Consider the following 25,733-nt stretch of genomic DNA (forward strand, 5'->3'; position numbering starts at 1 on the left):
AATCCAATATTAAGCTTGTTCGCCCATAGATGCCCCCAAGGAGGCAGCGGTGAGATCCTTGCTGGCACATATTTCGAATCCGGCCGAGACGGCCGACCGCCGGCGCACCGAACGCCGCACGCTCCGCCTCGACGTCGCGGCGCGTTCGTCGACGCAGGAAACGGCGGTCGTCATCCGCAACCTCTCGCGAACCGGCCTGCTGATCGAAAGCGATGCCGGTTTTGCGCTCGGCGAGACCTTCATCCTCATCCTGCCCGAACTCGGTGCCGCGCCCGCGCGTGTCGTGCGCGAGGACGGCAAGTCCTTCGGGTGCGAATTCCTGTCGCCCGTCCCCGCGAGCGCAATCAGCGCGGCACTCCTCAAGGCGCCGCATGACGACGACGAAGCCGAAGCGATCGCCGAGGCCTTCGCGATGGGCGAGACCGACGATTTTGTCGCCGCGCGGCCGCTCAGCGCCTTTCTCTTCACCGTCCTGACCGCGCTGTTCGCCGCAACGGCGCTGTTGTTCATCGTCGCCCTCGCGACGCTGAACTTTTCGGCCGACTGAAACGCCTTAACCCCATAATTGGCAAAGCCCCGACGCGACGCAGAACCCGCGGCGCGCGCCCCATTTGCCGCATCCGAATTCGCGCTTGACATCGACGACCTCAAATTATTATCCATTTGGATAAATATAAACGGGAGGATGTTGATGAAGAGCCTTTTCGCGGCGTTGATGGGATCGACGCTGCTCGCAACCGGCGCTTATGCGCAGGACACCGCCGCCTCGCCCGCCCCGGCGGCAGAGGAAGCCAGCGGCGCCGAAATCGTCGTGACGGCGCAGAAGCGCGAACAGTCGTTGCAGGATGTCCCGCTGTCGGTCGCGGTGCTCAGCGGCGAACAGCTGAGCAATCGCAACATCACCGAAATTTCGCAGCTTCAGACGACCACCCCCAACTTCTCGTTCCAGGGCAGCAACAACCCGCGTGGTGCGGGGATTGCGATCCGCGGGATCGGCACCAACAATTTCTCGTCGGCGATCGAGGGCTCGGTCGGCATCGTCATTGATGGCGTTCCGTTCGGGCGGCAGGGCGCGGGCATGACCGACCTGTTCGACATCCAGCGCGTCGAGGTGCTGCGCGGTCCGCAGGGCACGCTGTTCGGCAAGAATGCGTCGGCCGGCGTGCTCAACATCGTCACCACCGATCCCAGCTACACCTGGGGTGGGCGAATGCAGGCGACTTATGGCGAGTTCGACGAGTTCGTGCTGCGCGGGACCGTTACCGGCGGCATCACGCAGAACCTCGCCTTCCGCGCCTCGGCCTATCTGACCAAGCGCGACGGCTATATCCGCAATGTCCTCGATGGCAGCAAGCTCAACAACCGCGACGAATGGGGCGGCCGCGCCAAGCTTCTGTGGGAACCCGCCGACAATATCCGCGTGCTCGTCGTGGGCGATTATTCGTCGCGCGACGCCGAATGCTGCATGTGGACGATCCGCAGCTTCGGCAACAACGCGAACGTCCGGAACCAGCTGACCGCCGCGGGCATCGTCCCCGGCCCGAAGAATCGCCAGGTCGCGCTCGACGGCAACACCTTCGTCCGTCAGGAAACCTATGGCGGTTCGGTGCAGGTCGATGTCGAGAGCGCCAGCGGCATCACGCTGACCTCGATCACCGGGATGCGCTGGTGGGGCGCGGTCGACAATAATGACGCCGACCAGCGCCCGACGCCCGTGCTCAACATCAACAATGGCGACAGCCACCAGCGCCAGTTCACGCAGGAACTGCGCCTGACCTCGCCCACAGGCCAGCCGTTCGAATGGGTCGGCGGACTGTTCCTGTTCAATCAGGATTATGAACTCGGCAATTCGCAGCAGGGGACGTTCGACCAGCCGCTGCCCCCCGGTATCCAGCTGTCGCGCGCGATCTTCGTCGAGAACGACACGCAGAATTTCGCCGCCTTCGCCGATGCGACCTGGCATCTGAGCGACCGGTTCAACGTCTTCGGCGGGCTGCGCTACACCGTCGAACGGCTGAACACGCATTTCCGCCGTTTCCCCAATCCGAACACCGTCCTCCTCGGCCCCCGCGTCGACCAGAAGTCGAAGCGCGTCGACGGCGCGTGGACGTGGCGCCTCGGCGCGCAGTTCCGCCCCACCGAAGAGGTCACGCTGTACGGCAGCGTCGCGCGCGGGTTCAAGGGCGGCGGCTTCAACGCGCTGCAGGATTCGACGATACTCCGCACCGTCGAACCCGAAATCCCGACCTCTTATGAAGTCGGTGCGAAGACCGAATTGTTCGATCGCCGCGTGCGCTTCAACATCGCCCTGTTCAGCACCGACTTCGACGATTTCCAGGCGCAGGCGATCGGCGTTTCGGACACGGGAACGCTGGTGTTCGACGTGATCAACGCGGGTTCGCTCCGTACGCGCGGGGTCGAGGCCGATATCCACATCAACGCAGGCGGCGGCTTCACGCTGATGGGCGGTGCAGCCTATACCAAGGCCGAATATACCGATTTCAGGGGCGCGCCCTGCTACTTCGGCCAGACGGTCGCGCAAGGCTGTGCCGTCTCCGGCGGCCAGTCGCGGCAGGACCTGACCGGCAAGGAACTCGCAAACGCACCCAAGGTCACGGCGAATGCGACCGCGCGTTACGAAACCCAAGTCTCGGCGGCGGGCGCGAGCGTGTTCGGCCAGCTTTCCTACGCGTATCGCGGCAAGACTTTCACCGCGCTCGACCTCGATCCGAAATCGGTGCAAAGGGCCTATGGCCTGCTCGATGCACAGCTGGGCTTCGCGCTGCCCGGCGACCGGATGCGGGCGTGGATCTGGGGCAAGAACCTGACCGACAAGAGCTTCGTCGAACTGATCTATGACACGCCGCTCGACACCGGCGGCCAGTCGCAATTCTTCCCCTCGACCGCCGCACGCCAGTTCGGCGCCACCGTGGAGTACCGGTTCTGATGAAAACGCTCGACCGCCGGAGCCTGATGGCCGCTATCGCGCTGGCAGGCGCCGGCGGCGTTTCGACCCTCGCGCTCGCGAAATCGAAAGCTCCGGCGGCGCGCAAGCGTCCGCCGAACTTCATCGTCGTCCTCGCCGACGACCTTGGCTATGGCGACATCGGCGCCAATGGCTCGCGCGCGATCCGCACGCCGAACATCGACCGCCTTGCCGCCGACGGGCTGCTGATGACCGATGCCTATGCGTCGGCGAACATCTGCACGCCGTCGCGCGCCGGCCTCCTGACCGGGCGCTATCCGATCCGCACCGGGCTCGCCTGGCAGGTGATCCAGGCAAACGACACCAACGGCCTGCCACCCGAGGAGGTCACGATCCCGGAAGTGCTCGGCCGCGACTATGTCTCGGCGCTGATCGGCAAATGGCACCTTGGCCACACCCCTCCCTATTGGCCGCCGACGGTGCAGGGCTTCGACCTCTTCTTCGGTCTCCCCTACAGCCACGACATGAAGCCGCTGTCGCTCTACACCGCGGGCAAGGGCGTCGAATTCACGCAAGAAGACGTCGACATGGTGGCGCTGACGCGGCGCTTCTTCGCGCGCGCCAGCGACTTCGTCGAAACCAACCAGAGCCGCCCCTTCTTCCTGATGCTGGCGCTGACCGCGCCGCATATCCCGCTGCACCCGAGCAAGGAGCACGCCGGCCATTCGCCTGCAGGTGACTATGGCGACGTCGTCGAGGAGGTCGATTCCGAACTCGGCCGCCTGCGCGAGCAACTCGAGCGGCTTAACCTGCAAAACGATACCTATGTCATCGTCACGTCGGACAATGGCCCGTGGTTCGAAGGATCGGCGGGTCCGCTTCGCGATCGCAAGGGCGGCGCGGGCTGGGACGGCGGCTACCGCGTCCCCTTCGTCGCTTGGGCGCCCGGCCGGATTCCTGCAGGAAGCCGCAGCAACGCGATCACGATGAATTTCGACCTGTTGCCGACCTTCGCCGCGCTCGCGGGCAAACCGCTACCCAAGGGGCTGGTCGTCGATGGCAAGGATATCAGCGCGGTGTGGCAGAAAGGCGCGCCCAGCCCGCACGATGCGCTGATCCTGTTCGACAATGAAAAGGTCGCAGCGATCCGCACCGACCGCTGGAAATTCGTCGCGCGCAGCTATTACCGCGAATATGACCTGCCGCTCGCGCGCATCGGCGCCAACCTGCTATTCGACGTGCGCAGCGACCCCAGCGAGGACTATAACCTCGCGACGCGCCATCCCGATGTCGTGAAGGACATGCGCGCGCGCTTCGAGCAATATCGCCAGACCTACGAACCGCTGGGGCGCAAGAAGGAGCTCGACCGGCTACCCGGCGGGAAGACCCTGCCCTGACCCATCGGTCATTGCCTGTGCCGGCGCGTCGCTGGTATCGGTATCGAATTATATCCAGTCCGGGGCAAACAGATTGCAGTCGAAAACGGCACCGAAAAGAAAGGCGCAGGATCGCGGGGTCGCGACGCGCCAGCGAATTGTCGAAGAAGCGCTGCTGCTCTTTTCGCGCCACGGCTTCGATGGGGTCGGGGTCCGCGAAATTGCCGAAAGCGTCGGCGTCCAGCACGGGCTGATCAAATATCATTTCGGCACGAAGGACGAATTGTGGCGCGAGGCCGTCCGGCTGATGTTCACCCGGATGAGCGAGATATTGCGCGCCGAGCCCGGCGAGGCCGACCTGCCGCCGTACAAGGCGTTCGAAATCTCGCTGCGGCGCTATGTCCGCTATTGCGCGGAGCATCCCGAACATGCGCGGCTGATGGTCCAGGAATCCTTTCGCAACAACGAACGGCTCGCGTGGGCGTCCGAAAACTTCATCCGCCCCAGCCACGACCGGATTTTCGCGCGATGGAACGCGCTGATGGACGAAGGGACGATGCCGCGGGTCGACCCGACATTGATGGTCTATGCGATGACCGGCGCCGCCCAGTCGATCTTCAACCTCGCCGCCGAAGCCAAGTTGACGCACGGCATCGATGCGCTGTCGAACGAGACGATCGAGGCCTATTCCGACGCGATCATTTCCCTGTTCATGCCCGGCCTGAAAGCGGCCGAGGCTGCCGGACAAAAATAATTATCCATCTGGATAAAAATTAGAGACAGGCGAATTTCGTTGCGATAAGCTTCCTCTATAAAAGGGAGAGACGAGGATGGCCGATGTCAGCGGCGGGACGGCAATACGCCCCGCGTCCATGGAGCAACCGCGTCTGCCGACCGGACAGGTGATCGCTTACGGATCGGGCGATCTCGCCTTCAATCTCTACTTCACCTTCTGCTCGCTCTTCCTCCTCTATTTCTACACCGACGTGCTCGGCCTCTCGGCCTCGGTCGCCGGGTTGATCATCATGGCCGCGCTCGTCTGGGAGGGAATCACCGATCCCGCGATGGGCGTCATCGCCAGCCGGACGCGAAGCCGGTTCGGCAGCTATCGTCCCTATCTGCTGTTCGGCGCGCCGGTCCTCGCAATCGCGTTCATCGCGATGTTCGTGCCGCTCGGATTGTCAGGCAATGCCCTCGCCGCTTTCTGCCTCGCAACGCATATATTGTTCCGCACCGTCTATACCGTCGTGAACATTCCCTTTGTCGCGCTGTCGGCGCGGATGAGTGCGGATTCGCTCACCCGGTCGCGCCTCGCCGGGGCGCGGATGCTGTTTGCGATCCTCACGGGATTGTTCCTCGCCGCCGCGACGCTTCCGCTTGTTGCCCGCTTCGGCGGCGGGCGCGAAGGATTTCTCTGGGTCGCCGTGCTCTATGCCGCCATCGCGACGCTCGTCCTGCTCAATTGTTTCGGGCGTACGCGCGAGGCGATCGGCGAAGCGCCCGATGCGCATCCGACCTTCGGCGCGATGCTCGGGGCGGTACGGACGAACCGGGTGTTCCTGCTGCTGCTCGGCGCGACGCTCGTCGGATCGGTCGGCTATGCGATGGGCGGCAAGGCGCTCCTCTATTACATGAAATATTATGCGGGGTCGGAAGAGACCATCACGATCGGACTGACGGTGTCGCTCGCCGCCGCCGCGCTGTCGATGCTGGCGTGGGTCAAACTGACGCAGCGCATCGGAAAACGCGCCGTGTGGCTCAGCGGGATCGCGATCAGCGCGACCGCCAATATCCTGATCTTCGCGCTCGCACCGAAGGCCGGTGCGCTGCTTTATGGCCTGCTCGCGCTCAGCGGGGTCGGGAACGCCGCCTTCGCACTGACCTTCTGGTCGATGCTGCCCGACACGGTCGAGGTCGGCGAATGGCAGACCGGGCTGCGTGCCGAGGGCGCGCTCGTCGGCTTCCTCGCCTTCACGCAAAAGGTCGCGCTCGGCGTCGGCACAGGCCTGATCGGCATCCTGCTCGACCTGATCGGCTATGTCCCCAACGTCGCGCAAACCCCCGAAGCGCTCACGAACATTCGCGGGCTGGCGACGCTCGCCCCCGCCACGCTCGCGATCGGCGCCGGCCTGTTCATCTATTTCTACCCGCTCGACACCCGCACCCACGCGCGCCTCGTCCGCGCGATCGGTTGGCGCAATGCGCGCCGCAGCGGCCGGGCCTCTTCCACCCGAAACATGGATATATGACATGACCGACCAGCAGTTTGATTTCGCACCCCGGCGCGGCGCTTCCGATCAATGGATCGCCGAAACGATCGATGCGATCATGGACCATGCCACACTCGCCGAAAAGGTCGGCATGCTGTCGGGCCGCGGCTTTTTCCAGGAGTTCATGGCCGACGACCGGTTGTGGGGCGCGCGTCCCTATCGCGCCGGCAGCGGGATCGAGCGGCTCGGCGTCCCGCCCCTGTGGTTCACCGACGGCCCGCGCGGCGTCGCGCGCGGCCAGAGCACCTGCTTTCCGTGCACGATGGCGCGCGGCGCGACCTTCGACACCGACCTCGAGATGCGGATCGGCGAAGCGATGGGCAAGGAAATCCGCGCGCAGGACTGCGACCTGTCGGGGGCTGTCTGCATCAACATCCTGCGCCATCCGGCCTGGGGGCGCGCACAGGAAACCTATGGCGAAGACCCGCATCATCTGGGCGCGATGGGCAGCGCGCTGGGCCTTGGCATCCAGACCCAGAATGTGATGGCGACGGTCAAGCATTTCGCGCTCAATTCGATGGAAAATGCGCGCTTCAAGGTCGACGTGCAGGTCGACGAACGCGCGCTTCACGAAATCTATCTGCCGCATTTCAAGGCGGCGCTCGACGCCGGCGTCGCGACCGTAATGAGCGCCTACAACAAGTGCGATGGCGAATATTGCGGACAGCACCACGGCCTGCTCACCGACATCTTGCGCGGCGAGTGGGGCTTTTCGGGCTTCGTCCACTCAGACTGGGTGATGGGCCTCTACAAACCCTATGCGGTCGCCGCGGGACTCGATATCGAAAACCCCGAGCCGCAGATCCTCGGCGACAAGCTTGTTGCCGCGGTCGAGGCGGGGCATGTCGCGCCGTGGGTAATCGACCGCGCGTGCCGCAATATCCTGCGCACCCAATATCGCTTTGCCTGCGCGCCCGACCCGCTGACCGAATACCCCATCGAACTGGTCGCGTCGCCCGAACATGTCGCCCTCGCCCGCGAAGCCGCCGAGAAATCGATCGTGCTGCTCGAAAATAACGGCGTGCTGCCGCTCGACCGCGCGAAGCTTCGCCGCCTCGCCGTGCTCGGCCGACTGGCAGCACTGGAGAATACCGGCGACATGGGATCGAGCCGCGTCCGTGCGCCTTATGTCACAACGCCGCTTGAAGCCCTGCGCACCATGCTGGGCGCCGACGCGATTGCGACGGGCGACGAGGATGATATCGATGCCGCGGTCGCGGCGGCGCGCGATGCAGACGTCGCGCTGATCGTCGCGGGCTATACCGCGCGCGAAGAAGGCGAATATATTCCGGGTGACATCACGCTGGGACAGGAAAGCGACGGCAGCGGCCGCCGCCCCGCAATCGGCGGCGACCGGCTGTCGCTCGACCTGCCCGCGGAGCAGGTCGCGCTCATCGAAGCCGTCGCCGCGACCGGCACGCCTGTCGTCGTCGCGATCGTCGCAGGCTCGGCGGTGCTGGTCGAGCGGTGGCGCGAACAGGCGTCGGCGATCCTCCAAACCTTTTATGCGGGCATGGAAGGCGGAACCGCGCTCGCCGACATCCTGTTCAGCACGGTCAACCCGTCGGGACGCCTCCCCTTCACCGTGGCGCGCGACCCCGCCGACTATCCGTTCTTCGATCGCGACGCCGATGCGATCACCTATGACTATTGGCACGGCTATGCGAAGCTGGCGCGCGACGGCGTTCAGCCGCGCTATGCCTTCGGGCATGGCCTCAGCTACACGCGCTTCGCGCGCCGCGCGCTGCGCGTCACGGCCGACGACAGGACGCTGAATATCTCGGTGACCGTCGCCAATGTCGGCGACCGCGCGGGCGATGACAGTATCTTGTGCTATGTCGGCTATCCGGGCCAGGTCGAACGCTGGCCGCGCGCGCTCAAGGCCTTTACGCGCGTTTCGCTCGAGCCCGGCGAAGCGCGCACGGTCGCGATGACCATCGATCTGGACGACCTGCGCTATCGCGACGCGCGCACGCATGGATGGCGGTTCGAACCCGGCGACTATGACATCATCTTGTCCGACGGCGCGGAAAGCGAGCTTCGCGCGTCGGTTCGACTATAGAAGGCGGCCGCGATTCAAGGAGATACGGCGGATCTGGCAAGTTTGTGCAGCAGGGTCCTGAACACGGCCAGATCGGCGGGATTGGACGGGTCGTAATTGCGCTGCTCGCCAACCTGGCGGCTGTTGCAGACATAGAAGAGGATTCCGCCCGCGACCGCGTTGATGAACGTCATCGTCGAAATCGGGACGAATGCGCCCTTCGCGATCCCGTGGGTCAACGTCCGTTCCATGTCGTCGAGCACGACATAGGAAAACTGCACGGGATTGTCCTGCCGGACGGCCGTATCGGCGATCAGGCGCTGTAGGATGCGGGCGGCCGACGGGCGGCCGACGAAAAAGTCGAGCCAGGCGTCGAGGTGCGCCAGCAGCCGCGCCATCGGATCCGCTACGCCCGCGATACGCACCTCACTCGCCGCGCTCATCTGCTCGAAGATACGCTCCTCGACCGCGTCATAGAGCATCTGCTTCGTCGCAAAATGATGGAGCAGCGAGGGCCGGCGGATGCCGACCGCTTCGCCGATATCCTCCAGCCGCGCCGCCCGGAACCCGGTGACTGCGAACACATGCTCGGCCTCGCGCAAAATCGCTTCGCGGGTCGCATCCGCGCGCTCCTTACGCGTCGACGGCATCGGAATGGTCATGTGCATGGCGCCGTATCTGGCCGATTCCCGCGCCTGTTGCAATTCGTCTTGTCGCCGCCTCCAATTTCACCTACTCTTGAGTAGATGAATCAGAGCGGAACAATCCGCGACAACAGGGAGGGAGTCTGAATGTTCATGGGAAAATTGCGTCTGGCACGCGTCGCGTTGGCGGCGTCGGCTGCGACCTGGCTGGTGGCGACGTCGGCCGCTGCGCAGGAAAGGGCGGCCCAAACGACCGACCAACCGGCCATCGGCGTCGAAGACATTGTGGTGACGGCGCAGAAGCGTGAAGAAAATCTGCAGGACACGCCGATTTCGATGGTCGCGCTCGGTTCGGAAGCGCTCGAGCAAAAGGGCATCGGTTCGCTGTCCGACCTGTTCACCGGCGCCGTTCCGTCGATCCGCATCGCGCCTTTCGTCGGCCGCGTTTCGGCGGTCAGCATCGGGATGCGCGGGCTGGTTCCCGTCGACGCGACGCAGGTGACGCGCGACGCCACCGTCGGCGTTTATGTCGACAGCGTCTACCTTGGCCGCGTCTCCGGGCTCGGCATGGAACTCGCCGACATCGAGCGCATCGAGGTATTGCGCGGCCCGCAGGGAACCTTGTTCGGGCGCAACACGATCGGCGGCGCGATAAGCGTCGTATCGAAGAAGCCTACGGGCGAACTCGGCTTCGACATGAAGGCGGGGATCGGCAATTATCGCGGTCGCTCGTTCGCGGCGCACCTCAACCTGCCCGAAGCGGCGGGGATCAGCGTCAAGGTCGACGGGGTCTTCGAAGGACGGGGCGGGCTCGTACAGAACCCGCTCGGCGGCGACGCGCTCGACTATGGCGAGATCAAGAAATACGGCTTCAAGATTTCGGCTCTGCTGCGCCCCGTCGACAATGTCTCGATCCTCTATTCCTACGATCTCTCGCGCGACAAATCGACGGGCCTCTATCACTATGTCGCAGCGATCCATCAGGCACCGGCGGTGACGCCCTCGTTCATGAAGGTCGACACCGGCCGCGTGAAGGTCGGCCGGATCGGCCTTCCGCTCTATCGCAATCCGCAGGAGGCAAAGGGCCACAGCCTGACCGCCGAATGGGAAATGAGCGACGCGCTGACGCTCCGCTCGATCTCGGCTTGGCGGAACCTCGATTCGACGCAGATGGACGGCGACGAAGGGACGAACACGACCTGGGGACCCAATCGCCGCTTCGGGCGCCTGAGCTACGCCAATGTAAAGCAGAACCAGTTCAGCCAGGAAGTGCAGCTCGTCGGCGACGTCGGCGAACTGAAATTCGTCCTCGGCGGCTATTATTTCAAGGAAAACGGCCGCGACGAGGCGATCGTCTATTCGACATCGACGCTCAATTCGACACTCACCGGGGTCAACCTCTTCCCCGAGCCGACGCCCGACGCCGCGCTCAACCGACTTCCCGATCGCGCGGCCGAAGTCCGCGTCCGCTCGAAGGCGCTGTTCGGGCAGGCGACCTGGTCGCCCGAGATGATCCGTGGGCTGCACCTGACCGCGGGTGCGCGTTACACCGACGATCACAAGGACGGCCGCTTGCTGTTCATCGCCGGGGTCAATCCCAACCTGTCGTTCGTCTTCAATTCGAAGCGCGTCGACCCGATGGCCACCGTCGCCTATGACTTCAGCGAGGATATCAACGCCTATGTGAAGTGGAGCCGCGCCTATCGCGCCGGCGGTGCCAACACGCGATCGACGATCCTGCGCACCTTCGGCGAGGAAGAGCTGACCGCGTGGGAAGTCGGCGTGAAGGCCGACCTCTTCGACCGCCGCCTGCGCGTCAACCTTGCCGCCTATGCCAGCCGCCTGTCGGACCAGCAGGTCGATTTCGTCAACCCCGCCTTCGTGTCGAACACCGAAACGGTGAACGCCCCCGAAAAGCGCAAGATCAAGGGTATCGAGGCCGACATCACGCTCGTCCCCGTGCGCGGCCTGTCGCTGTCGGCCAATTATGTTTACACCGACGCGCCGCCGACGCCCGTACGCAACGTGTTCACCGGCGTGATCGAACAGAGTTCCTCGGCCTTCACGCCGAAGCATACCGCAAGCTTCTCGGCCGATTATCTGTTCCCGGCTTTTTCCTTCGGCCAGCTGCGCGCGCACCTCGGGCTCGACACCGCAGGCAATTATATCCCCAACGGCACGGTGACGGAGAAAGCGGACAAGGCACTGCTGCTCAACGGCCGCCTGTCGCTCGGCGAAATCGCACTGGGCGGGGGCGAGATGGAAATCGCGGTCTGGGGCAAGAATCTGACCAACGCGACCTACAATCTGTTGGATTTCCGCATCGGCGGCCGCACAACCGCGCGATTCTATAACGAACCGCGAACTTATGGCCTCGAAGCCCGCGTGAAGTTCTGAGGGGGGCGCCCGGTGGCGGAAACGCTGCCGGGCGGATTTTCGGAAGGAAGAAGAAGAATGAAAAAGACATTGATCGCCCTGCTGCTCCTCGCACCTGCACCGGTAATCGCGCACGATGCGGCCCCGGCCACGCAGGCCGCACCGGCGCCCGAAAGGACGCGCGAGATCGCGATGACCGGCGGCGACAATTTTCGCGACGTCGGCGGCTACCGCACCGCCGACGGCCATATGGTGACCTGGGGCAAGCTCTATCGCTCGGCATCGGTCGGACGCTATACCGCCGATGATCAGGCGCTGATCCGCAAGCTGTCGGTTGGGTCGATCATCGACCTGCGCTCGACGCGCGAGCGGCAGGGCGACAAGGCGCCGTGGATGCAGACCGCCGACGTCGGTTATTGGACGCGTGACTATGATTTGTCGGGCGGCAATCTGGGCGCATTGTTCGCGAAGGGCGCAAAGTTCGACGCCGAAACGATGCGCGGTGTGATGATCCAGGGGTATCGCGGTTTCCCCAAGGAACAGGCGGCGTCATACCGCATCCTGTTCGACCGGCTCCTCACCTCGGACAAGGCGGTCATCGTCAACTGCACCGCGGGCAAGGACCGCACCGGCCTCGGCGTCGCGCTGGTGCTCAGCGCGCTCGGCGTTCCCTATGAAACGATCATGGAGGATTATCTGCTGAGCAACACCCTGCTCGATGCGGACGCTCTGCGCGCCGATGCGGGGATGAACGCCGCGATGTCGGCGCTGCCCGCCGATGTCGCCAAGCCCCTGCTGGGGGTCGAGCGTGCCTATCTCGACGCCGCCTTCGAACAGATCAACAAGGATTACGGCAGCGTCGACGCCTATCTGGCGCAGGAACTTGGCGTCGATGCGGCGGCGCGGAAGCGGCTGCGCAAGCGGATGCTGAGCTGATCCGGACCCGGTCAGGGCCGCCTGCGGGCGGCCTTGGCGAACTCTATTCGCCCTTCGCTTCAGCCAGCGTGAGGAACAGCGGTCGTTCGCCGCCGCCGTGCACCGCGATCTTCGCGCCGCTGACATAGGCGGCGTCGGCCGAGGCGAGGAAGCTCACAGCCCCGGCAATGTCGGCCCCGCGCGCCATGCGACCGAGCGGCAGCATCGCATCGATGCGCTTCATGCCCGCTTCGCCGCCATAATGGTCGGCCGCCGCTTCGGTCGCGACGAGCCCGACGACGACCGCGTTGACCCGCACCTTCGGCCCCCATTCCATCGCGAGCGATTCGGTCAGGCTGAGCAACCCCGCCTTCGCCGCGCCATAGACCGCGGTTCCCGGCGAGGGGCGCACGCCCGACACGCTGGCGATATTGACGATGGCCCCACCCTCGGCCTGCGCCTGCATGATCCGGTTCGCCGCCTGCGCGACGTGGAGCGGCCCCAGCAGGTTGAGCGCAAGGACGCGTTCGGAGAAACGCGGCGACGCGGTCGCGGCGTCGGCCTCGGGCGAACCGCCGGCATTGTTAACGACAAGGTCGAGCCGGCCATGGCGCGCCTCGATGCGGCCCACCATCGCCTGCACCTCGTCCGCCGAACGGACGTCGCACGCCTCGAACGTCGCGGCGCGCCCCGCGTTCGACGGAAGCTCGGCGGGCGCGTTGCGGCCGCAGATCACGACGTCGAAACCATCGGCGAGCAGGCGTTCGGCAATCGCACGGCCGATGCCCTTGCCGCCCCCCGTGACCAGTGCGACGCGCCCTTTTCCGTCCGTCATGTCCACCTCCATCATGCGCCTGACCTCTTCGCTCCGGCCGGAGGAAAGTCTCCCCCCATATGGCGGTATCGGACCCGCCGCCAGACTCCCTAATCGGATCGGACAATGGCGGAGCACATGCCGTCCGTCGCATGATCACTGGAGAGCGGGTTGAACAAGCAATTGACCATCGAGCAGTTCGTCGGCTCGCTGAAAAGCGGGATGACGATCGGGATCGCCGGCTGGGGCCCGCGGCGCAAGCCGATGGCGCTCGTGCGCGCGATCCTGCGTTCGGATCTCACCGACCTCACCATCGTGGCCTATGGCGGCCCCGACATCGGAATGCTCTGCGCCGCGGGCAAGGTGAAGAAGGTCATCTTCGGCTTCGTCTCCATGGACGCGATCCCGCTCGAGCCCTATTTCCGCAGGGCCCGCGAAGCCGGCGGGCTCGACATTCTCGAACTCGACGAAGGCATGCTGCAATGGGGCTTGAAGGCCGCGGCCTTCCGCCTGCCCTTCCTGCCCACACACGTGGGGCTCGGCACCGACGTCATGACGCACGGCGGGTTCAAGACGGTCCAGTCGCCCTATGATGACGGCGAGGTGCTGCTCGCGATGCCCGCGCTCAAGCTTGACGCCGCGCTGCTCCACGTCCACCGCGCCGACAAGCTCGGTAATATCCAGGCGCTCGGCCCCGACACCTATTATGACGAATGGTTCGCGCGCGCCGCCGACAAGACCTTCGTCTCGGCCGAAGAGGTCGTCGAGCGGATGGACCATAGCTATCCCGAGGACGCCCGCGCCAACATCGTCGAGCGCTGCTTCGTCCACGGCGTGATCGCAGCGCCGCTCGGCGCGCATCCCACGTCGATGCCGCCGTCCTACGGCTGGGACATAAAGCATCTCAAATCTTACGCCGACAGCGCGCGCGAGGAGGGCGGGTGGGACCGCTATCTCGCCGACACGATCGGCGCCGACGAGGCGGGTTATCTCGATCGCGTCGGCGGCAAGGACGCCGTCGCCGCCCTCCCCCTTCCCATTTTCTGAGGCGGCCGACACCATGACCACCGCACCCGACTTCACCCTTTGCGAACAGCTCATCGTCGCCGCGTCCGAGGCGTGGCGCGGCAATGGCGAACTCGTCGCGACCGGCATCGGCCCCGCGCCGCGCCTCGCCGCCGGCCTCGCCAAGCTGACGCACACCCCCGAACTGATGATGACCGACGGCGAAGCCTATCTGGTCGAAGACCCCGTGCCGCTCGGCGCGCGCGGCTACGACGATCGCAAGGCGGCGGGCTACCTGCCCTTCTCGCGCTTCTTCGACGCCGCGGTGTGGTCGGGCAAGCGCCACGCGATGGTCACGCCGAGCCAGATCGACCGCTTCGGGCAGACGAACATCTCCTACCTCGGCGGCACTTACGATCAGCCGAAGGTGCAGATGCTCGGCGCGCGCGGTTTTCCGGGCAACAGCATCTGCCACATCAATTCGATGTTCGTGCCGGCGCATTCGAAGCGCGTCTTCGTCGAGGGCGAAGTCGATATGGTGTCGAGCGTCGGCTACAATCCCGCGCGCCGTGCCCCCGGCGTCAATTTCAGCCGCGTCGACCTGCGGCTGATCGTCACCGACCTCTGCGTCATGGATTTCGGCGGCAAGGACAATGCGATCCGCGTCGCCATGCTGCACCCCGGCGTGACCTTCGAGCAGGTGCAGGACGCGACCGGCTTCGCGCTCGAAGCCGCAGCCGAGATCAAGACCACCCCCGCCCCGACCGCCGAGCAGCTTGCGATCATCGCGCGGCTCGACCCGCACAGTCTGCGCGCGGGCGTGATCAAGGACAATCCCGCGGGCAAGAGGAGCTGAGCCATGGCCGAGCAGAATGACGGGCTGGTCCCGCCGGTCGACGAAATCCCGGTTTACGAGACCGATACGCCGATCCTCTATGAGGCGGCGGACGGCATTGCGTGGGTGACGCTGAACCGCCCGCAATATCACAATGTCCAGAACAGCCAGATGACCTATGCGCTCGACGACGCCTTTTTCCGCGCCGTCGACGACGATGCGGTCAAGGTCATCGTCCTGAAATCGGACGCCAAGCATTTCAGCGCCGGGCACGACATCGGCACGCCCGGACGCGACTTTCATTCGCCCGTCGAGCGCCGGCTGATGTGGTACGATCATTCGACCAAGGCGGGCGCCGAAAAGGCCTATGCCCGCGAGCATGAGCAATATCTGGGCATGTGCAAAAGGTGGCGGGACATTCCCAAGCCGACCATCGCACAGGTCCACGGCGGCTGCATTGCCGGAGGGCTGATGCTCGCGTGGGTGTGCGACCTGATCATCGCCTCGGACGACGCCTTTTTTCAGGATCCGGTGCTGCAGATGGGCTTCCCGGGGCTCGAATATTTCGCGCATTGTCACGAACTCAACGTTCGGCTGGCCAAGGAATTCCTGTTCCTCGGCGAGCGGATGGGCGCCGAACGCGCGCGCGAAGCCGGGATGGTCAACCGCGTCGTGCCGCGCGCTGACCTCGCGGATGAGGTCAAGCGGATCGCGGAGCGGATCGCGACGCAGCCGCGCCTCGCGCTGCAGCTCGCGAAGCAGGCGTGCAACCATATGGAGACGCTGGCGGGCAAGAATGCCGGGATCGACGCGGCGTTCGGCTATCATCATTTCGCGCACGCCAACAACAGCCTGGTCAAGGGCGACTATATCGCCGGGTTCGACGGCAAGAAGATGGCCGAAGCCAACAAGAAGGACGCGAAGGAAGGCTGATGGCCGACGCGCTCGCCACAATCCTGACCGAACGCCTCGGCTGCCGGCTGCCGGTGATCCAGACCGCGATGGGCTGGATCGCGACGCCGGGGCTGGTGATTGCGTCAAGCGAGGCGGGTGCCTTCGGCTTCCTCGCGGGCGCGGTGATGCAGCCCGCCGAGCTCGAGGCCGCGATCCTTGCGGTCAAGGCGGGCACGAAGCGGCCCTTCGGCGTCAATTTCCACATGTTCCAGCCGGGTGCGGCCGAGATTGTCGAGATCATCCTGAAGCATCGCGACCAGATACGCGCGGTCAGCTTCGGGCGCGGCCCCGATGCGAAGATGATCGGCCGCTTCAAGGATGCGGGCATTCTCTGCGTGCCGACCGTCGGTGCGGTGAAACACGCTCAGAAGATGGTGCAGTTGGGCGTCGACATGGTGACGGTGCAGGGCGGCGAAGGCGGCGGGCATACCGGATCGGTCGCCTCGACGATCCTGCTGCCGCAGGTGCTCGACGCGGTGAAGGTGCCGGTGATCGCCGCGGGCGGTTTCGGCGACGGGCGCGGGCTCGCGGCGGCGCTCGCCTATGGCGCGGTCGGCATCGCGATGGGCACGCGCTTCCTGATGACGCGCGAAAGCCCGATCCCCGACTTGACCAAGGCGCGTTACGTCAGGGCGGGCACCGACGACATCCTTGTTTCGACCAAGGTCGACGGCCTGCCACAGCGGATGATCAAGAACGCGCTGCTCGACCGGATCGAGCGTTCGTCAGGCCTCGGCATCTGGCGCCGCGCAATCGAAAGCGGATTGCAGATGAAGCGCCAGACGGGCGCCTCGTTCGCCGAACTGTTCCGCGCCGCGAAGGGCATGACCAGCCACGGCGGGCTTACCCTGCCGCAGGCGATGATGGCCGCCTCCGCCCCCATGCTGATCCAGAAGGCGGTGGTCGAGGGCGATCCCGATCACGGGCTGATGGCGACCGGCCTCGTCGCCGGGCGGCTCGAAGACCTGCCGAACTGCGCCGACCTCATCGCATCGATCGAAACCGAAGCGCGCGCGCGCCTCGCCGCCCTTTCCTCTTCATCCCAGACAGGGGCCTGACCCATGCCGATCCATACCGAGATCAAGGACCGCATCGCCGAGATCGTCTTCGACGTCCCGCCGGTCAACGCGTTCGACAGCGAAACCTGGAACAGCCTGCCCGCGATCATCCGCGAAGCCGGCAGCAATCCCGACGTCAACGTCGTGCTGATCCGCGCCGCCGAAAGCGCGCGCGGCTTCTGCGGCGGCGTCGACATCAAGGAGATGCAGGCGCATCCCGAGCGGATCACTTTGCTCAACCGCGGCAATTACCTGACCTTCAAGGCGGTGCGCGACTGCGAGGTGCCCGTCGTCGTTGCGGTGCATAAATTCGTGATCGGCGGCGGCATCGGCATCTGCGGCGCGTCGGACACGATCATCGCCGCCGACGACGCCTATTTCTCGCTACCCGAGGTCGATCGCGGCGCGATGGGCGGCGCCTCGCACCTCTCGCGCATGCTGCCGCTGCACAAGGTCCGCGCGGCCTTCTTCACCGGTGGCAATATCCCGGTCGAGGAAGCCTACCGGCTCGGTGCGGTCGAGAAGGTCGTCCCGCGCGAGGCGCTGGTCGAGGAGGCGCGCGCCTTTGCCGGCGTGATCGCGGGCAAGTCGCGCAAGGCGCTGGTGATCGCCAAGGAGGCGCTCAACGGGCTCGAAGCGCGCGACGTCGACCGCGGCTATCGCTGGGAACAGGGCTTCACGCTCGAAATGTATATGCATGAAGACAGCCAGAAATCGCGCGACGCCTTTGTCGAGACGGGCAAGGCGGCCGAATTCTGATGGACCTCGCCTACACAAATGAACAACAGGCCTTCCGCGCCGAGGTGCGCGCGTGGATGGAAGCGAACGTTCCGAAAGAACCGCTCGTTACCCTTGAGCGCGAAGACGGCTATCACCAGCATGTCGAATGGGAGCGCAAGCTCGCCAGCGGCAACTGGGGCATGGTGACGTGGCCCGAGGCTTATGGCGGGCGCGGGCTCGACCTGATCCAGTGGCTGATCTTCGAAGAGGAATATTATCGCGCCGGCGCGCCGCTGCGCGTCAACCAGAACGGCATCTTCCTGCTCGGCCCGACCGTCATGGAGTTCGGCACCGACGAGCAGAAGGCGCGCTTCCTGACCCCGATGGCGAAGGGCGAAGTGATCTGGGCGCAGGCATGGTCCGAACCCAATGCCGGGTCGGATATGGCCGCAATCACGTCCAAGGCGATCCGCGACGGCGACCATTATGTGATCACCGGCCAGAAGACATGGTCGAGCCGCGCGAGCTTCGCCGACTGGGGTTTCGGCCTGTTCCGCACCGACCCCGAATCGAAGCGGCACAAGGGGCTGAGCTTCATCCTGTTCGACCTCAACGCCCCCGGCGTGACGCGCCGCCCGATCCGCCAGCTTCACGGCGATCCGGGCTTTGCCGAGCTGTTCTTCGACGAAGTCCGCGTGCCGGTCGAGAACCGCATCGCCGGCGAAGGCGAAGGCTGGAACGTCGCGATGGCGACCGCAGGGTTCGAGCGCGGGCTGATGCTGCGTTCGCCCGCGCGTTTCCAGGCGGCCGCCGAGCGCCTCGTCAGGCTCTTCCGTCAACACGAGGCCAAGGCCGCACCCGCCGCACGCGAACAAGTGATGCAGGCGTGGATGGATGCGCAGGCCTATGCCTACAACACCTATGCCGTCGCGTCGAAGATCATGGCGGGCGGGCATATCGGCGCCGAGGCGAGCCTCAACAAGATCTTCTGGTCCGAACTCGACCGCGCCGCGCACCGCACCGCGATGCAGCTGCTCGGCGCATCGGCAGAGCTGCGTCATCTCGACGGCCGCGCGCTCAACATGTGGCTCGAAGGCTATATCTTCTCGCTCTCGGGCCCGATCTACGCCGGGTCGAACGAGATCCAGCGCAACATCATCGCCGAGCGTCTGCTCGGCCTGCCGAGGTAAGTCGCCATGGATTTCATGATCACCGAAGATCAGGCGACGCTGACGACAGGCGTGCGCGATTATCTGGCGGGCGTCCACGGACCCGAATTGCTGCGCGCGCTCGATGCCAGCGACAGCCGCCGCTCGGCCGAGGTCTGGCGGGGGCTCGTCGAGATGGGCCTCCCCGGCCTGCTCGTCCCCGAAGCGCAGGGCGGGCTCGGCCTGTCGCTGCTCGACGGCGTGCTGATCGCCGCCGAACTCGGCCGCGCGGGAGTCGCAGAACCGCTCGCCGATACCGCGCTCGTCGCCGCGCCGCTGCTCGCCAAGGCGGGCGGGCAGGACGCGCTGCTCGCTGCGATTGCCGCGGGTGAAGCAAAGGTCGCGCTCCAGCACCCGGTCAATCCGTGGGCAGCCGACCTCGACGGCGCGAGCCACATCCTGTCGGTGAAGGACGGCGCGCTGCTGCTCGCCGACCATGACGGCACCGCCGAATTACTCGATAGCGTCGATCCGCTCCGCCGCCTCTATGCGCCCGTTGCGCCGGCGGGAGCCGAAATCGGATCGGCCGATGCCCTGCTTGACCATGCCGCGCTGATCGCCGCCGCGCAGCTGGTCGGCATCGCCGACGCGATGCTCGAACAGGCGACCGACTATGCGAAGAACCGCAGCCAGTTCGGCCAGCCGATCGGCAGTTTTCAGGCGGTCAAGCATCACCTCGCGACCGCGGTGGTCAAGATCGAGTTCGCCAAGCCCGTGATCCAGCGCGCCGCCGTCGCGCTCGCCGACGGGAGCGCCAGCGCATCGGTGCATGTCAGCCACGCCAAGCTCGCCGCCGCTGACGCCGCATGGGCGATGAGCGAGACCGCGATCCAGACGCACGGCGCGATGGGTTACACCTATGAAGTCGACCTCCATTTCTGGATGAAACGCGCCTGGGCACTGTCCGGCGCGTGGGGCGACCGCGCCTTCCATCTCGCGCGCATCGACGCCGCCGTCATCGGCGGCGCGCTGCCGATCGGCCCCGGCCACAGCTTCGCATAAGGAACAAGAACATGGCTGAAGCCTATATCATCGACGCCGTCCGCACCCCGATCGGGCGCAAGAAGGGCAGCCTCGCCGCCGTCCACCCCGCCGACCTCGCCGCGCACCCGATCAAGGCGCTCGTCGAGCGCACCGGCATCGATGCGCGTCTCGTCGACGATGTCGTCTGGGGCTGCTGCGACACGATCGGCCCGCAGGCGGGCGACATCGGCCGCACCGCGTGGCTCGTCGCAGGGCTTCCCGAGCATGTCCCCGGCACGACGATCGACCGCCAGTGCGGATCGTCGCAGCAGGCGGTGCATTTCGCGGCGCAAGGCGTGATGAGCGGGACGCAGGATCTGGTCGTCGCGGGCGGCAGTCAGGCGATGAATGCGATCCCGATCTCGGCGGCGATGTACGCCGGACAGGCCTATGGCTTCGACAGTCCCTTCATCGGCGCGAAGGGCTGGGACGCGCGCTACGGAACCGAAGAGATCAACCAGATTAAGTCGGCCGAGATGATCGCGAACAAGTGGCAGATCACCCGCGCGGCGATGGAAGAATTCGCCAGTGAATCGCACCGCCGCGCGCAGGCGGCGATCGACAATGGCTGGTTCAGAGCCGAGATCGCGCCCTTCGAAGGGCTGGAGCAGGACGAAACCGTCCGTCCGCAGACGACCCCCGAAGGGCTCGCGACGCTGAAGACCGTCAACGAGGGCGGCGTGATCACCGCCGGCATCGCCAGCCAGAATTGCGACGGCGCCGCCGCGCTGTTGATCGCAAGCGAGGCCGCGGTGAAGGCGCATGGGCTGAAACCTCGCGCGCGTATCCATCACCTGTCGGTGCGTGCCGACAATCCCGTGTGGATGCTCACCGGCCCGATCCCCGCGACGAAATATGCGCTCGAAAAGGCGGGCATGTCGGTCGACGACATCGACCTGTTCGAATGCAACGAAGCCTTCGCAAGCATCCCGATGGCGTGGATGCAGGAACTCGGCGTCCCGCACGAGAAGGTCAATGTCCAAGGCGGCGCGATCGCGCTCGGCCACCCGATCGGCGCCACCGGCGCGCGCCTTATGACCACCTTGCTCGGCGCGCTCGAACGCACCGGCGGCCGCTACGGCCTCCAGACCATGTGCGAAGGCGGCGGCCAGGCCAACGTCACCATCATCGAAAGGCTGTAAGACCCATGGGTATTTGCGACGGACGGACCGTCATCATCACCGGCGCGGCGCGCGGGCTCGGGCGCTCCTACGCGCTCGCCTTCGCCGCCGAGGGCGCCAATGTCGTCGTCAACGACATCGGGACGAGCCTGTCGGGCGAAGGCCGCGACACCTCGGCCGCCGCCGATCTGGTCGCCGAAATCAAGGCGGCGGGCGGCAGCGCGATCGCCAATTATGAAGACGTCACCGACTGGGACGCCGCGAAGCGCATCGTCGACGCCGCGGTCGCGGCGTTCGGCGACCTGCACGTCGTCGTCAACAACGCCGGGATCGTGCGCGATCGCATGTTCGTCTCGGCGACCCCGGAGGAGTGGGACGCGACGATGCACGTCCATCTGCGCGGCCATTTCTGCGTCGCCCGCCACGCGGTCGATTACTGGCGCGCGCAGCAGAAGGCGGGCAACCCCGTCGACGCGCGCATCATCAACACGACCAGCGGCGCGGGGCTGCAGGGCTCGATCGCGCAGGCGGCCTATTCGACCGCAAAGGGCGGGATCGCCGCGCTGACCTTGGTGCAGGCGGCCGAACTGGGTCGCTATGGCATCACCGCCAACGCGCTCGCGCCCGCCGCGCGCACGCGGATGACCGAAGGTGCCTTTGCCGACAAGATGGCGGCGGTCGAGGCCGGTTTCGACGTGCAGGATCCCGACAATATCGCTCCGACCGTCGTCTGGCTGGGTTCGGAGCAGTCGCGCCACGTCACCGGCTGCGTCTTCGAACTCGAAGGCGGCCGCATCACGATCGAGGATGGCTGGAAGCTCGGCCCGACGGTCGACAAGGAGGCCAAATGGGCACCCGCCGATGTCGGCGCGGCGGTCGACAAGCTGCTCGGCGAACGCGCCGAACCGCGCCGGGTCTGGGGCAGCTAGGATGCATTTCGCCTTCACCGACGAACAGGCGATGATCGCCGAAACGGCGAAGGCGTTCTTCGCCAAACAGGCGACGAGCGAACGCACGCGCGCCGCCATGGCACGGACGGGTGTCGACGACGCGCTGTGGCAGGCCTTCACCGCCGAACTCGGTCTCGCCGGGGTCGCGGTGCCCGAGGCCGAGGGCGGTGTCGGGCTCGGCATGGTCGAGCTTGCCATCCTTGCCGAGGAAGCGGGACGGCACGTCGCTGCGCTGCCCCTACTCGCCAGCGTCGGCCTCGCCATCCCCGCGATCCTCGCAGGCGGCAGCGCCGAACAGAAGGCACGCCTCCTCCCGCGCCTCACCGCGGGCGATCTGGTCGCGAGCTTCGCCGAGACCGCACCCGGCACGACGTGGATCGACGGCGCCCTGACCGGAGCGGCATTGCACGTTCCGCACGGCGCGCGCGCCGATCTATTCGTGGTCGCGGTCGGCGAAAACGCAGTCCTTGTCGAACGCGACGCGCCCGGCCTCACCGTCACCCCGCTCACCAGCATGGACCAGACGCGCCCCTATGCGCGGCTCGATTTCGGCGCAGTCGCGGCAGAACCGCTCGCCGACCCCGCCGCCGCGTTCGCCGCCGCGCGCCGCACCGGCGCGCTCGCCATCGCCGCCGATGCCCTGGGCGGCGCGCAGGCCTGTCTCGACCGCACGGTCGCCTATGCGCAGGAGCGCGTCCAGTTCGGCCGTGCGATCGGCAGCTTCCAGGCCGTCAAGCATCGCCTCGCCGACATGATGGTCGCGGTCGAGCAGGCGCGTTCTGCGGTCTATTGGGCCGCGTGCGCGATCGACGAAGGATCGGACGAGGCAGCCTTCGCGGTCCACGCCGCCAAGGCCTTCGCCTGCGACACCTATAGCGACGCCGCCGGCGAGATGATCCAGCTCCATGGCGGCATCGGCTTCACCTGGGAGCATGACGCGCACCTCTATTTCAAGCGCGCGCGCAGCAATCGCGGCCTGCTCGGCACGCCCGACTGGCACCGCGAGCAGATCGCCACCCTCGCCGGACTGGATGACGCCGCATGAAGCTTGGATTTTCTCCCGAAGAAGAGGCTTTCCGCGCCGAAGCCGCGGCATGGCTGAAGGCCGAATTGGGCGGCCCCTTCGCCGATGTCCGCGGGCTCACCAGCCTCACCGAAATGCCCGAACGCCGCCGCGACTGGGAAAAGCGGCTCGGCGAAGCCGGCTGGAGCTGCGTCGGCTGGCCGAAAGCATTCGGCGGCCGCGACGCGACGCTCGCGCAACAGGTCATTTTCGCCGAGGAATATGCGCGCGCCGGCGCGCCGCCGCGGCTCAATCATATCGGCATCGAGCTCGCCGGCCCGACGATCCTCGCCTTCGGAACCGACGAACAGAAAGCACGCTTCCTGCCCAAAATCGCGAAGGGCGAGGAAATCTGGTGTCAGGGCTATTCCGAACCCGGCGCGGGCTCCGACCTCGCCAACGTCCGCACGCGCGCGTGGCGCGAGGGCGATGACTGGGTGATCGAGGGGCAGAAGGTGTGGACCAGCCTCGCGCAATTTTCCAACTGGATCTTCGTCATCGCGCGCAGCGAGGACGGATCGAAGGGCCCGAAGGGGCTGTCCTTCCTGCTCGTTCCCGTCGACCAGCCCGGCGTGACCGTGCGCCCGATCCACCAGATCACCGGCGAGGCCGAGTTCAACGAGACCTTCTTCGACGGCGCGCGCACCGATGCGGCAAACATTCTCGGGGCGCCCGGCGACGGCTGGAAGGTCGCGATGGGACTGCTCGGCTTCGAGCGCGGCGTATCGACGCTCGCGCAGCAGATGGGCTTCCGCAACGAACTCGACGCAGTGATCGCCGCGGCGCGCGCCAATGGCGAGGCGCAGAATCCGATGATCCGTCAGCGCATCGCGCAGGCCGAAATCGGCCTCAGGCTGATGCGTTACGGCGCGCTCCGGATGCTCACCGAAACGCAAGATGGCAAGCTCAACCCCGCCGCGCTCACCTACAAGATCCAATGGGCGACGTGGCGCCGCGACCTTGGCGAACTCGCGATGGACGTGCTCGGGCAGGCGGGCGAGACCATATCGGGCGGCGACTATGCCTTCCCTCCTCTTCCCAACCTGTTTCTCTACAGCCGCGCCGACACGATCTACGGCGGCACCAACGAGATCCAGCGCAACATCATCGCCGAGCGCGCACTCGGCCTCCCGCGCGAACCGCGCGGCGACCTCAAGTAAAGGAACCGAAACGTGGCACGACCCGCCCCCGAATACCCAACCCCGACGGGCCTCCTGAAGGGCAAGACGGTACTGATCACCGCTGCCGCGGGCAGCGGCATCGGCGGCGCGGTTGCCCAGCGCGCGGCTGAGGAAGGCGCGACCCTCTTCCTCTCCGACATGCACGAACGCCGGCTCGGCGAGACCGCCGACCGCATCGCCGCGCTCGGCTTCGCGCGTCCGGGAACGCTTGTGTGCGATGTCACCGACGAGGCGCAGGTGCAGGCGCTCGTCGAGGGCGCGATCGGGGCGATGGGGCATGTCGACGTGCTGATCAACAACGCCGGGCTCGGCGGCGCTGCGCCGGTCGTCGAAATGACCGACGACCAGTGGAACAAGGTGCTCGACGTGACCTTGACCAGCGTCTTTCGCATGACACGCGCGATGCTGCCGCACATGTACGAGCGCCAGAAGGGTGCGATCGTCAACAACGCCTCGGTGCTCGGCTGGCGCGCGCAGAAATTGCAGGCGCATTATGCCGCGGCCAAGGCCGGGGTGATGGCCTTCACGCGCTGCTCTGCGCTCGAAGCGGCCGAACAGGGTGTCCGCATCAACGCCGTATCGCCCAGCCTTGCGATGCACGCCTCGCTGTCGAAGGTGACGCCGCCGGGCCTGCTCGAAGAGCTGACCGAAAAGGAAGCCTTCGGCCGCTATGCCGAGCCGTGGGAAGTGGCGAACGTCATGCTGTTCCTCGCGAGCGATCTCTCCTCCTATATGGCCGGAGAAGTCATCGCCGTATCGAGCCAACAGGCATGAGCGCGCGCATCTTCGAAACGCCCGCAGCGCTGCTGGCGGCCGTCGGAGAGCGTTTCGGGCCGACCGACTGGGTGGCGATCGAGCAAGACCGTATCGACCTGTTCGCGCAGGCGACCGACGATCATCAGTGGATCCACGTCGACCCCGCGCGCGCCAAGGACGGCCCGTTCGGCGGCACGATTGCGCATGGCTATCTCACGATGAGCCTCGTCAACCGTTTCCTCCCCGACCTCATCGAGGTGCGCGGCGTTTCGATGGGGATCAACATCGGCACCGACAATCTGCGCTTCCTGAACCCCGTCCGGTCAGGCAGCCGCATCCGCGGCGTCGGCGAACTGGTCAGGGCCGAGGAAGCCAGGGGCGGCGTGCAGGCCGTGGTCCGCGTGACGGTCGAGATCGAGGGTGAAGAGAAGTCCGCCTGCGTCGTGGATACGATCAGCCGCTTTTATCCGGAGGCGTGACGCGCCCTTGGCATGGGG

The 25,733-nt window shown here is 66.0% G+C and carries 23 protein-coding genes; 21 read left to right on the plus strand and 2 right to left on the minus strand.

Annotated elements, in window-relative coordinates; genetic code table 11:
• Positions 1 to 49 precede the first annotated feature (49 nt).
• The 6 genes from ACIPPQ_RS15915 to ACIPPQ_RS15940 all read left to right on the plus strand — a co-directional run bounded on the left by ACIPPQ_RS15915 (position 50) and on the right by ACIPPQ_RS15940 (position 8,634).
• Entirely contained in the window at positions 50 to 547 is a 498-nt protein-coding gene (locus ACIPPQ_RS15915; protein ID WP_446545044.1) for a PilZ domain-containing protein, read from the plus strand.
• Between the two features lie 144 nt (positions 548 to 691).
• A complete protein-coding gene (locus ACIPPQ_RS15920; protein WP_446545045.1) occupies positions 692 to 2,947 on the plus strand; it encodes a TonB-dependent receptor in 2,256 nt (751 codons plus the stop codon).
• A complete protein-coding gene (locus tag ACIPPQ_RS15925) occupies positions 2,947 to 4,323 on the plus strand; it encodes a sulfatase family protein (protein ID WP_446545046.1) in 1,377 nt (458 codons plus the stop codon). The genes ACIPPQ_RS15920 and ACIPPQ_RS15925 overlap by 1 nt, the downstream gene beginning before the upstream one ends.
• Before the next feature lie 73 nt (positions 4,324 to 4,396).
• The gene (locus ACIPPQ_RS15930; RefSeq protein ID WP_446545047.1) at positions 4,397 to 5,056 is read left to right on the plus strand and encodes a TetR/AcrR family transcriptional regulator; all 660 of its coding nucleotides are present in this window, start codon (positions 4,397 to 4,399) and stop codon (positions 5,054 to 5,056) included.
• A gap of 76 nt (positions 5,057 to 5,132) precedes the next feature.
• The gene (locus tag ACIPPQ_RS15935; protein WP_446545048.1) at positions 5,133 to 6,551 is read left to right on the plus strand and encodes an MFS transporter; all 1,419 of its coding nucleotides are present in this window, start codon (positions 5,133 to 5,135) and stop codon (positions 6,549 to 6,551) included.
• Between the two features lies 1 nt (position 6,552).
• Positions 6,553 to 8,634, plus strand: coding sequence for a beta-glucosidase (locus tag ACIPPQ_RS15940; RefSeq protein ID WP_446545049.1), 2,082 nt, complete (start codon positions 6,553 to 6,555; stop codon positions 8,632 to 8,634).
• A gap of 14 nt (positions 8,635 to 8,648) precedes the next feature.
• Here ACIPPQ_RS15940 and ACIPPQ_RS15945 read toward each other — a convergent pair whose 3' ends face one another.
• Positions 8,649 to 9,275, minus strand: a complete 627-nt coding sequence (locus ACIPPQ_RS15945; protein WP_446545050.1) for a TetR/AcrR family transcriptional regulator — start codon at positions 9,273 to 9,275, stop codon at positions 8,649 to 8,651.
• Positions 9,276 to 9,410: 135 nt separating this feature from the next.
• On the opposite strand from ACIPPQ_RS15945, the gene ACIPPQ_RS15950 reads away from it, so the two are divergent.
• Both ACIPPQ_RS15950 and ACIPPQ_RS15955 read left to right on the plus strand, forming a co-directional pair.
• A complete protein-coding gene (locus ACIPPQ_RS15950) occupies positions 9,411 to 11,654 on the plus strand; it encodes a TonB-dependent receptor (protein WP_446545051.1) in 2,244 nt (747 codons plus the stop codon).
• 57 nt (positions 11,655 to 11,711) lie between these two features.
• The gene (locus ACIPPQ_RS15955) at positions 11,712 to 12,569 is read left to right on the plus strand and encodes a tyrosine-protein phosphatase (RefSeq protein ID WP_446545052.1); all 858 of its coding nucleotides are present in this window, start codon (positions 11,712 to 11,714) and stop codon (positions 12,567 to 12,569) included.
• Positions 12,570 to 12,612: 43 nt separating this feature from the next.
• Here ACIPPQ_RS15955 and ACIPPQ_RS15960 read toward each other — a convergent pair whose 3' ends face one another.
• A complete protein-coding gene (locus ACIPPQ_RS15960; protein ID WP_446545053.1) occupies positions 12,613 to 13,383 on the minus strand; it encodes an SDR family oxidoreductase in 771 nt (256 codons plus the stop codon).
• A 150-nt stretch (positions 13,384 to 13,533) separates the two neighbouring features.
• Between ACIPPQ_RS15960 and ACIPPQ_RS15965 the strand changes: the two genes are divergently transcribed.
• From ACIPPQ_RS15965 to ACIPPQ_RS16025, 13 genes are read left to right on the plus strand one after another with little or no spacing between them, the layout of a single operon-like run.
• A complete protein-coding gene (locus ACIPPQ_RS15965) occupies positions 13,534 to 14,409 on the plus strand; it encodes a CoA transferase subunit A (RefSeq protein WP_446545054.1) in 876 nt (291 codons plus the stop codon).
• A 13-nt stretch (positions 14,410 to 14,422) separates the two neighbouring features.
• Positions 14,423 to 15,223 carry a CoA-transferase subunit beta gene (locus tag ACIPPQ_RS15970; protein ID WP_446545055.1) on the plus strand — a complete coding sequence of 267 codons (801 nt, stop codon included), beginning with the start codon at positions 14,423 to 14,425 and terminating at the stop codon, positions 15,221 to 15,223.
• Between the two features lie 3 nt (positions 15,224 to 15,226).
• Positions 15,227 to 16,135 carry an enoyl-CoA hydratase gene (locus ACIPPQ_RS15975; RefSeq protein WP_446545056.1) on the plus strand — a complete coding sequence of 303 codons (909 nt, stop codon included), beginning with the start codon at positions 15,227 to 15,229 and terminating at the stop codon, positions 16,133 to 16,135.
• A complete protein-coding gene (locus ACIPPQ_RS15980) occupies positions 16,135 to 17,214 on the plus strand; it encodes an NAD(P)H-dependent flavin oxidoreductase (RefSeq protein ID WP_446545057.1) in 1,080 nt (359 codons plus the stop codon). Before ACIPPQ_RS15975 ends, ACIPPQ_RS15980 begins: the two co-directional genes overlap by 1 nt.
• Positions 17,215 to 17,217: 3 nt before the next feature.
• Positions 17,218 to 17,973: an enoyl-CoA hydratase family protein gene (locus ACIPPQ_RS15985; RefSeq protein ID WP_446545058.1), complete on the plus strand. Its 756-nt coding sequence runs from the start codon at positions 17,218 to 17,220 to the stop codon at positions 17,971 to 17,973.
• On the plus strand, positions 17,973 to 19,124 hold the full coding sequence (locus tag ACIPPQ_RS15990) for an acyl-CoA dehydrogenase family protein (RefSeq protein ID WP_446545059.1): 1,152 nt from the start codon (positions 17,973 to 17,975) through the stop codon (positions 19,122 to 19,124). The genes ACIPPQ_RS15985 and ACIPPQ_RS15990 overlap by 1 nt, the downstream gene beginning before the upstream one ends.
• A gap of 6 nt (positions 19,125 to 19,130) precedes the next feature.
• On the plus strand, positions 19,131 to 20,144 hold the full coding sequence (locus tag ACIPPQ_RS15995) for an acyl-CoA dehydrogenase family protein (RefSeq protein ID WP_446545060.1): 1,014 nt from the start codon (positions 19,131 to 19,133) through the stop codon (positions 20,142 to 20,144).
• A gap of 11 nt (positions 20,145 to 20,155) precedes the next feature.
• Positions 20,156 to 21,307, plus strand: coding sequence for an acetyl-CoA C-acetyltransferase (locus ACIPPQ_RS16000; RefSeq protein WP_446545061.1), 1,152 nt, complete (start codon positions 20,156 to 20,158; stop codon positions 21,305 to 21,307).
• Positions 21,308 to 21,312: 5 nt separating this feature from the next.
• Complete coding sequence (locus ACIPPQ_RS16005; protein ID WP_446545062.1) at positions 21,313 to 22,215, plus strand: SDR family oxidoreductase; 903 nt, start codon at positions 21,313 to 21,315, stop codon at positions 22,213 to 22,215.
• 1 nt (position 22,216) lies between these two features.
• Complete coding sequence (locus tag ACIPPQ_RS16010) at positions 22,217 to 23,281, plus strand: acyl-CoA dehydrogenase family protein (protein ID WP_446545063.1); 1,065 nt, start codon at positions 22,217 to 22,219, stop codon at positions 23,279 to 23,281.
• Positions 23,278 to 24,459, plus strand: a complete 1,182-nt coding sequence (locus tag ACIPPQ_RS16015; protein ID WP_446545064.1) for an acyl-CoA dehydrogenase family protein — start codon at positions 23,278 to 23,280, stop codon at positions 24,457 to 24,459. Before ACIPPQ_RS16010 ends, ACIPPQ_RS16015 begins: the two co-directional genes overlap by 4 nt.
• 12 nt (positions 24,460 to 24,471) lie before the next feature.
• A complete protein-coding gene (locus ACIPPQ_RS16020) occupies positions 24,472 to 25,254 on the plus strand; it encodes an SDR family oxidoreductase (protein WP_446545065.1) in 783 nt (260 codons plus the stop codon).
• Entirely contained in the window at positions 25,251 to 25,715 is a 465-nt protein-coding gene (locus ACIPPQ_RS16025; RefSeq protein WP_446545066.1) for a MaoC family dehydratase, read from the plus strand. Before ACIPPQ_RS16020 ends, ACIPPQ_RS16025 begins: the two co-directional genes overlap by 4 nt.
• Positions 25,716 to 25,733 lie beyond the last annotated feature (18 nt).

This window comes from Sphingopyxis sp. LARHCG72 (assembly GCF_052871675.1).

Coding starts and splice junctions, on each gene's coding strand:
- ACIPPQ_RS15990 (WP_446545059.1), top strand. CDS start 17,973: ATGGACCTCGCCTACACAAATGAACAACAGGCCTTCCGCGCCGAGGTG.
- ACIPPQ_RS16005 (WP_446545062.1), top strand. CDS start 21,313: ATGGGTATTTGCGACGGACGGACCGTCATCATCACCGGCGCGGCGCGC.
- ACIPPQ_RS15995 (WP_446545060.1), top strand. CDS start 19,131: ATGGATTTCATGATCACCGAAGATCAGGCGACGCTGACGACAGGCGTG.
- ACIPPQ_RS16000 (WP_446545061.1), top strand. CDS start 20,156: ATGGCTGAAGCCTATATCATCGACGCCGTCCGCACCCCGATCGGGCGC.
- ACIPPQ_RS16015 (WP_446545064.1), top strand. CDS start 23,278: ATGAAGCTTGGATTTTCTCCCGAAGAAGAGGCTTTCCGCGCCGAAGCC.
- ACIPPQ_RS15975 (WP_446545056.1), top strand. CDS start 15,227: ATGGCCGAGCAGAATGACGGGCTGGTCCCGCCGGTCGACGAAATCCCG.
- ACIPPQ_RS15935 (WP_446545048.1), top strand. CDS start 5,133: ATGGCCGATGTCAGCGGCGGGACGGCAATACGCCCCGCGTCCATGGAG.
- ACIPPQ_RS15970 (WP_446545055.1), top strand. CDS start 14,423: ATGACCACCGCACCCGACTTCACCCTTTGCGAACAGCTCATCGTCGCC.
- ACIPPQ_RS15980 (WP_446545057.1), top strand. CDS start 16,135: ATGGCCGACGCGCTCGCCACAATCCTGACCGAACGCCTCGGCTGCCGG.
- ACIPPQ_RS15940 (WP_446545049.1), top strand. CDS start 6,553: ATGACCGACCAGCAGTTTGATTTCGCACCCCGGCGCGGCGCTTCCGAT.
- ACIPPQ_RS16025 (WP_446545066.1), top strand. CDS start 25,251: ATGAGCGCGCGCATCTTCGAAACGCCCGCAGCGCTGCTGGCGGCCGTC.
- ACIPPQ_RS15960 (WP_446545053.1), bottom strand. CDS start 13,383: ATGACGGACGGAAAAGGGCGCGTCGCACTGGTCACGGGGGGCGGCAAG.
- ACIPPQ_RS15955 (WP_446545052.1), top strand. CDS start 11,712: ATGAAAAAGACATTGATCGCCCTGCTGCTCCTCGCACCTGCACCGGTA.
- ACIPPQ_RS15925 (WP_446545046.1), top strand. CDS start 2,947: ATGAAAACGCTCGACCGCCGGAGCCTGATGGCCGCTATCGCGCTGGCA.
- ACIPPQ_RS15920 (WP_446545045.1), top strand. CDS start 692: ATGAAGAGCCTTTTCGCGGCGTTGATGGGATCGACGCTGCTCGCAACC.
- ACIPPQ_RS15985 (WP_446545058.1), top strand. CDS start 17,218: ATGCCGATCCATACCGAGATCAAGGACCGCATCGCCGAGATCGTCTTC.
- ACIPPQ_RS15945 (WP_446545050.1), bottom strand. CDS start 9,275: ATGACCATTCCGATGCCGTCGACGCGTAAGGAGCGCGCGGATGCGACC.
- ACIPPQ_RS16010 (WP_446545063.1), top strand. CDS start 22,217: ATGCATTTCGCCTTCACCGACGAACAGGCGATGATCGCCGAAACGGCG.
- ACIPPQ_RS15950 (WP_446545051.1), top strand. CDS start 9,411: ATGGGAAAATTGCGTCTGGCACGCGTCGCGTTGGCGGCGTCGGCTGCG.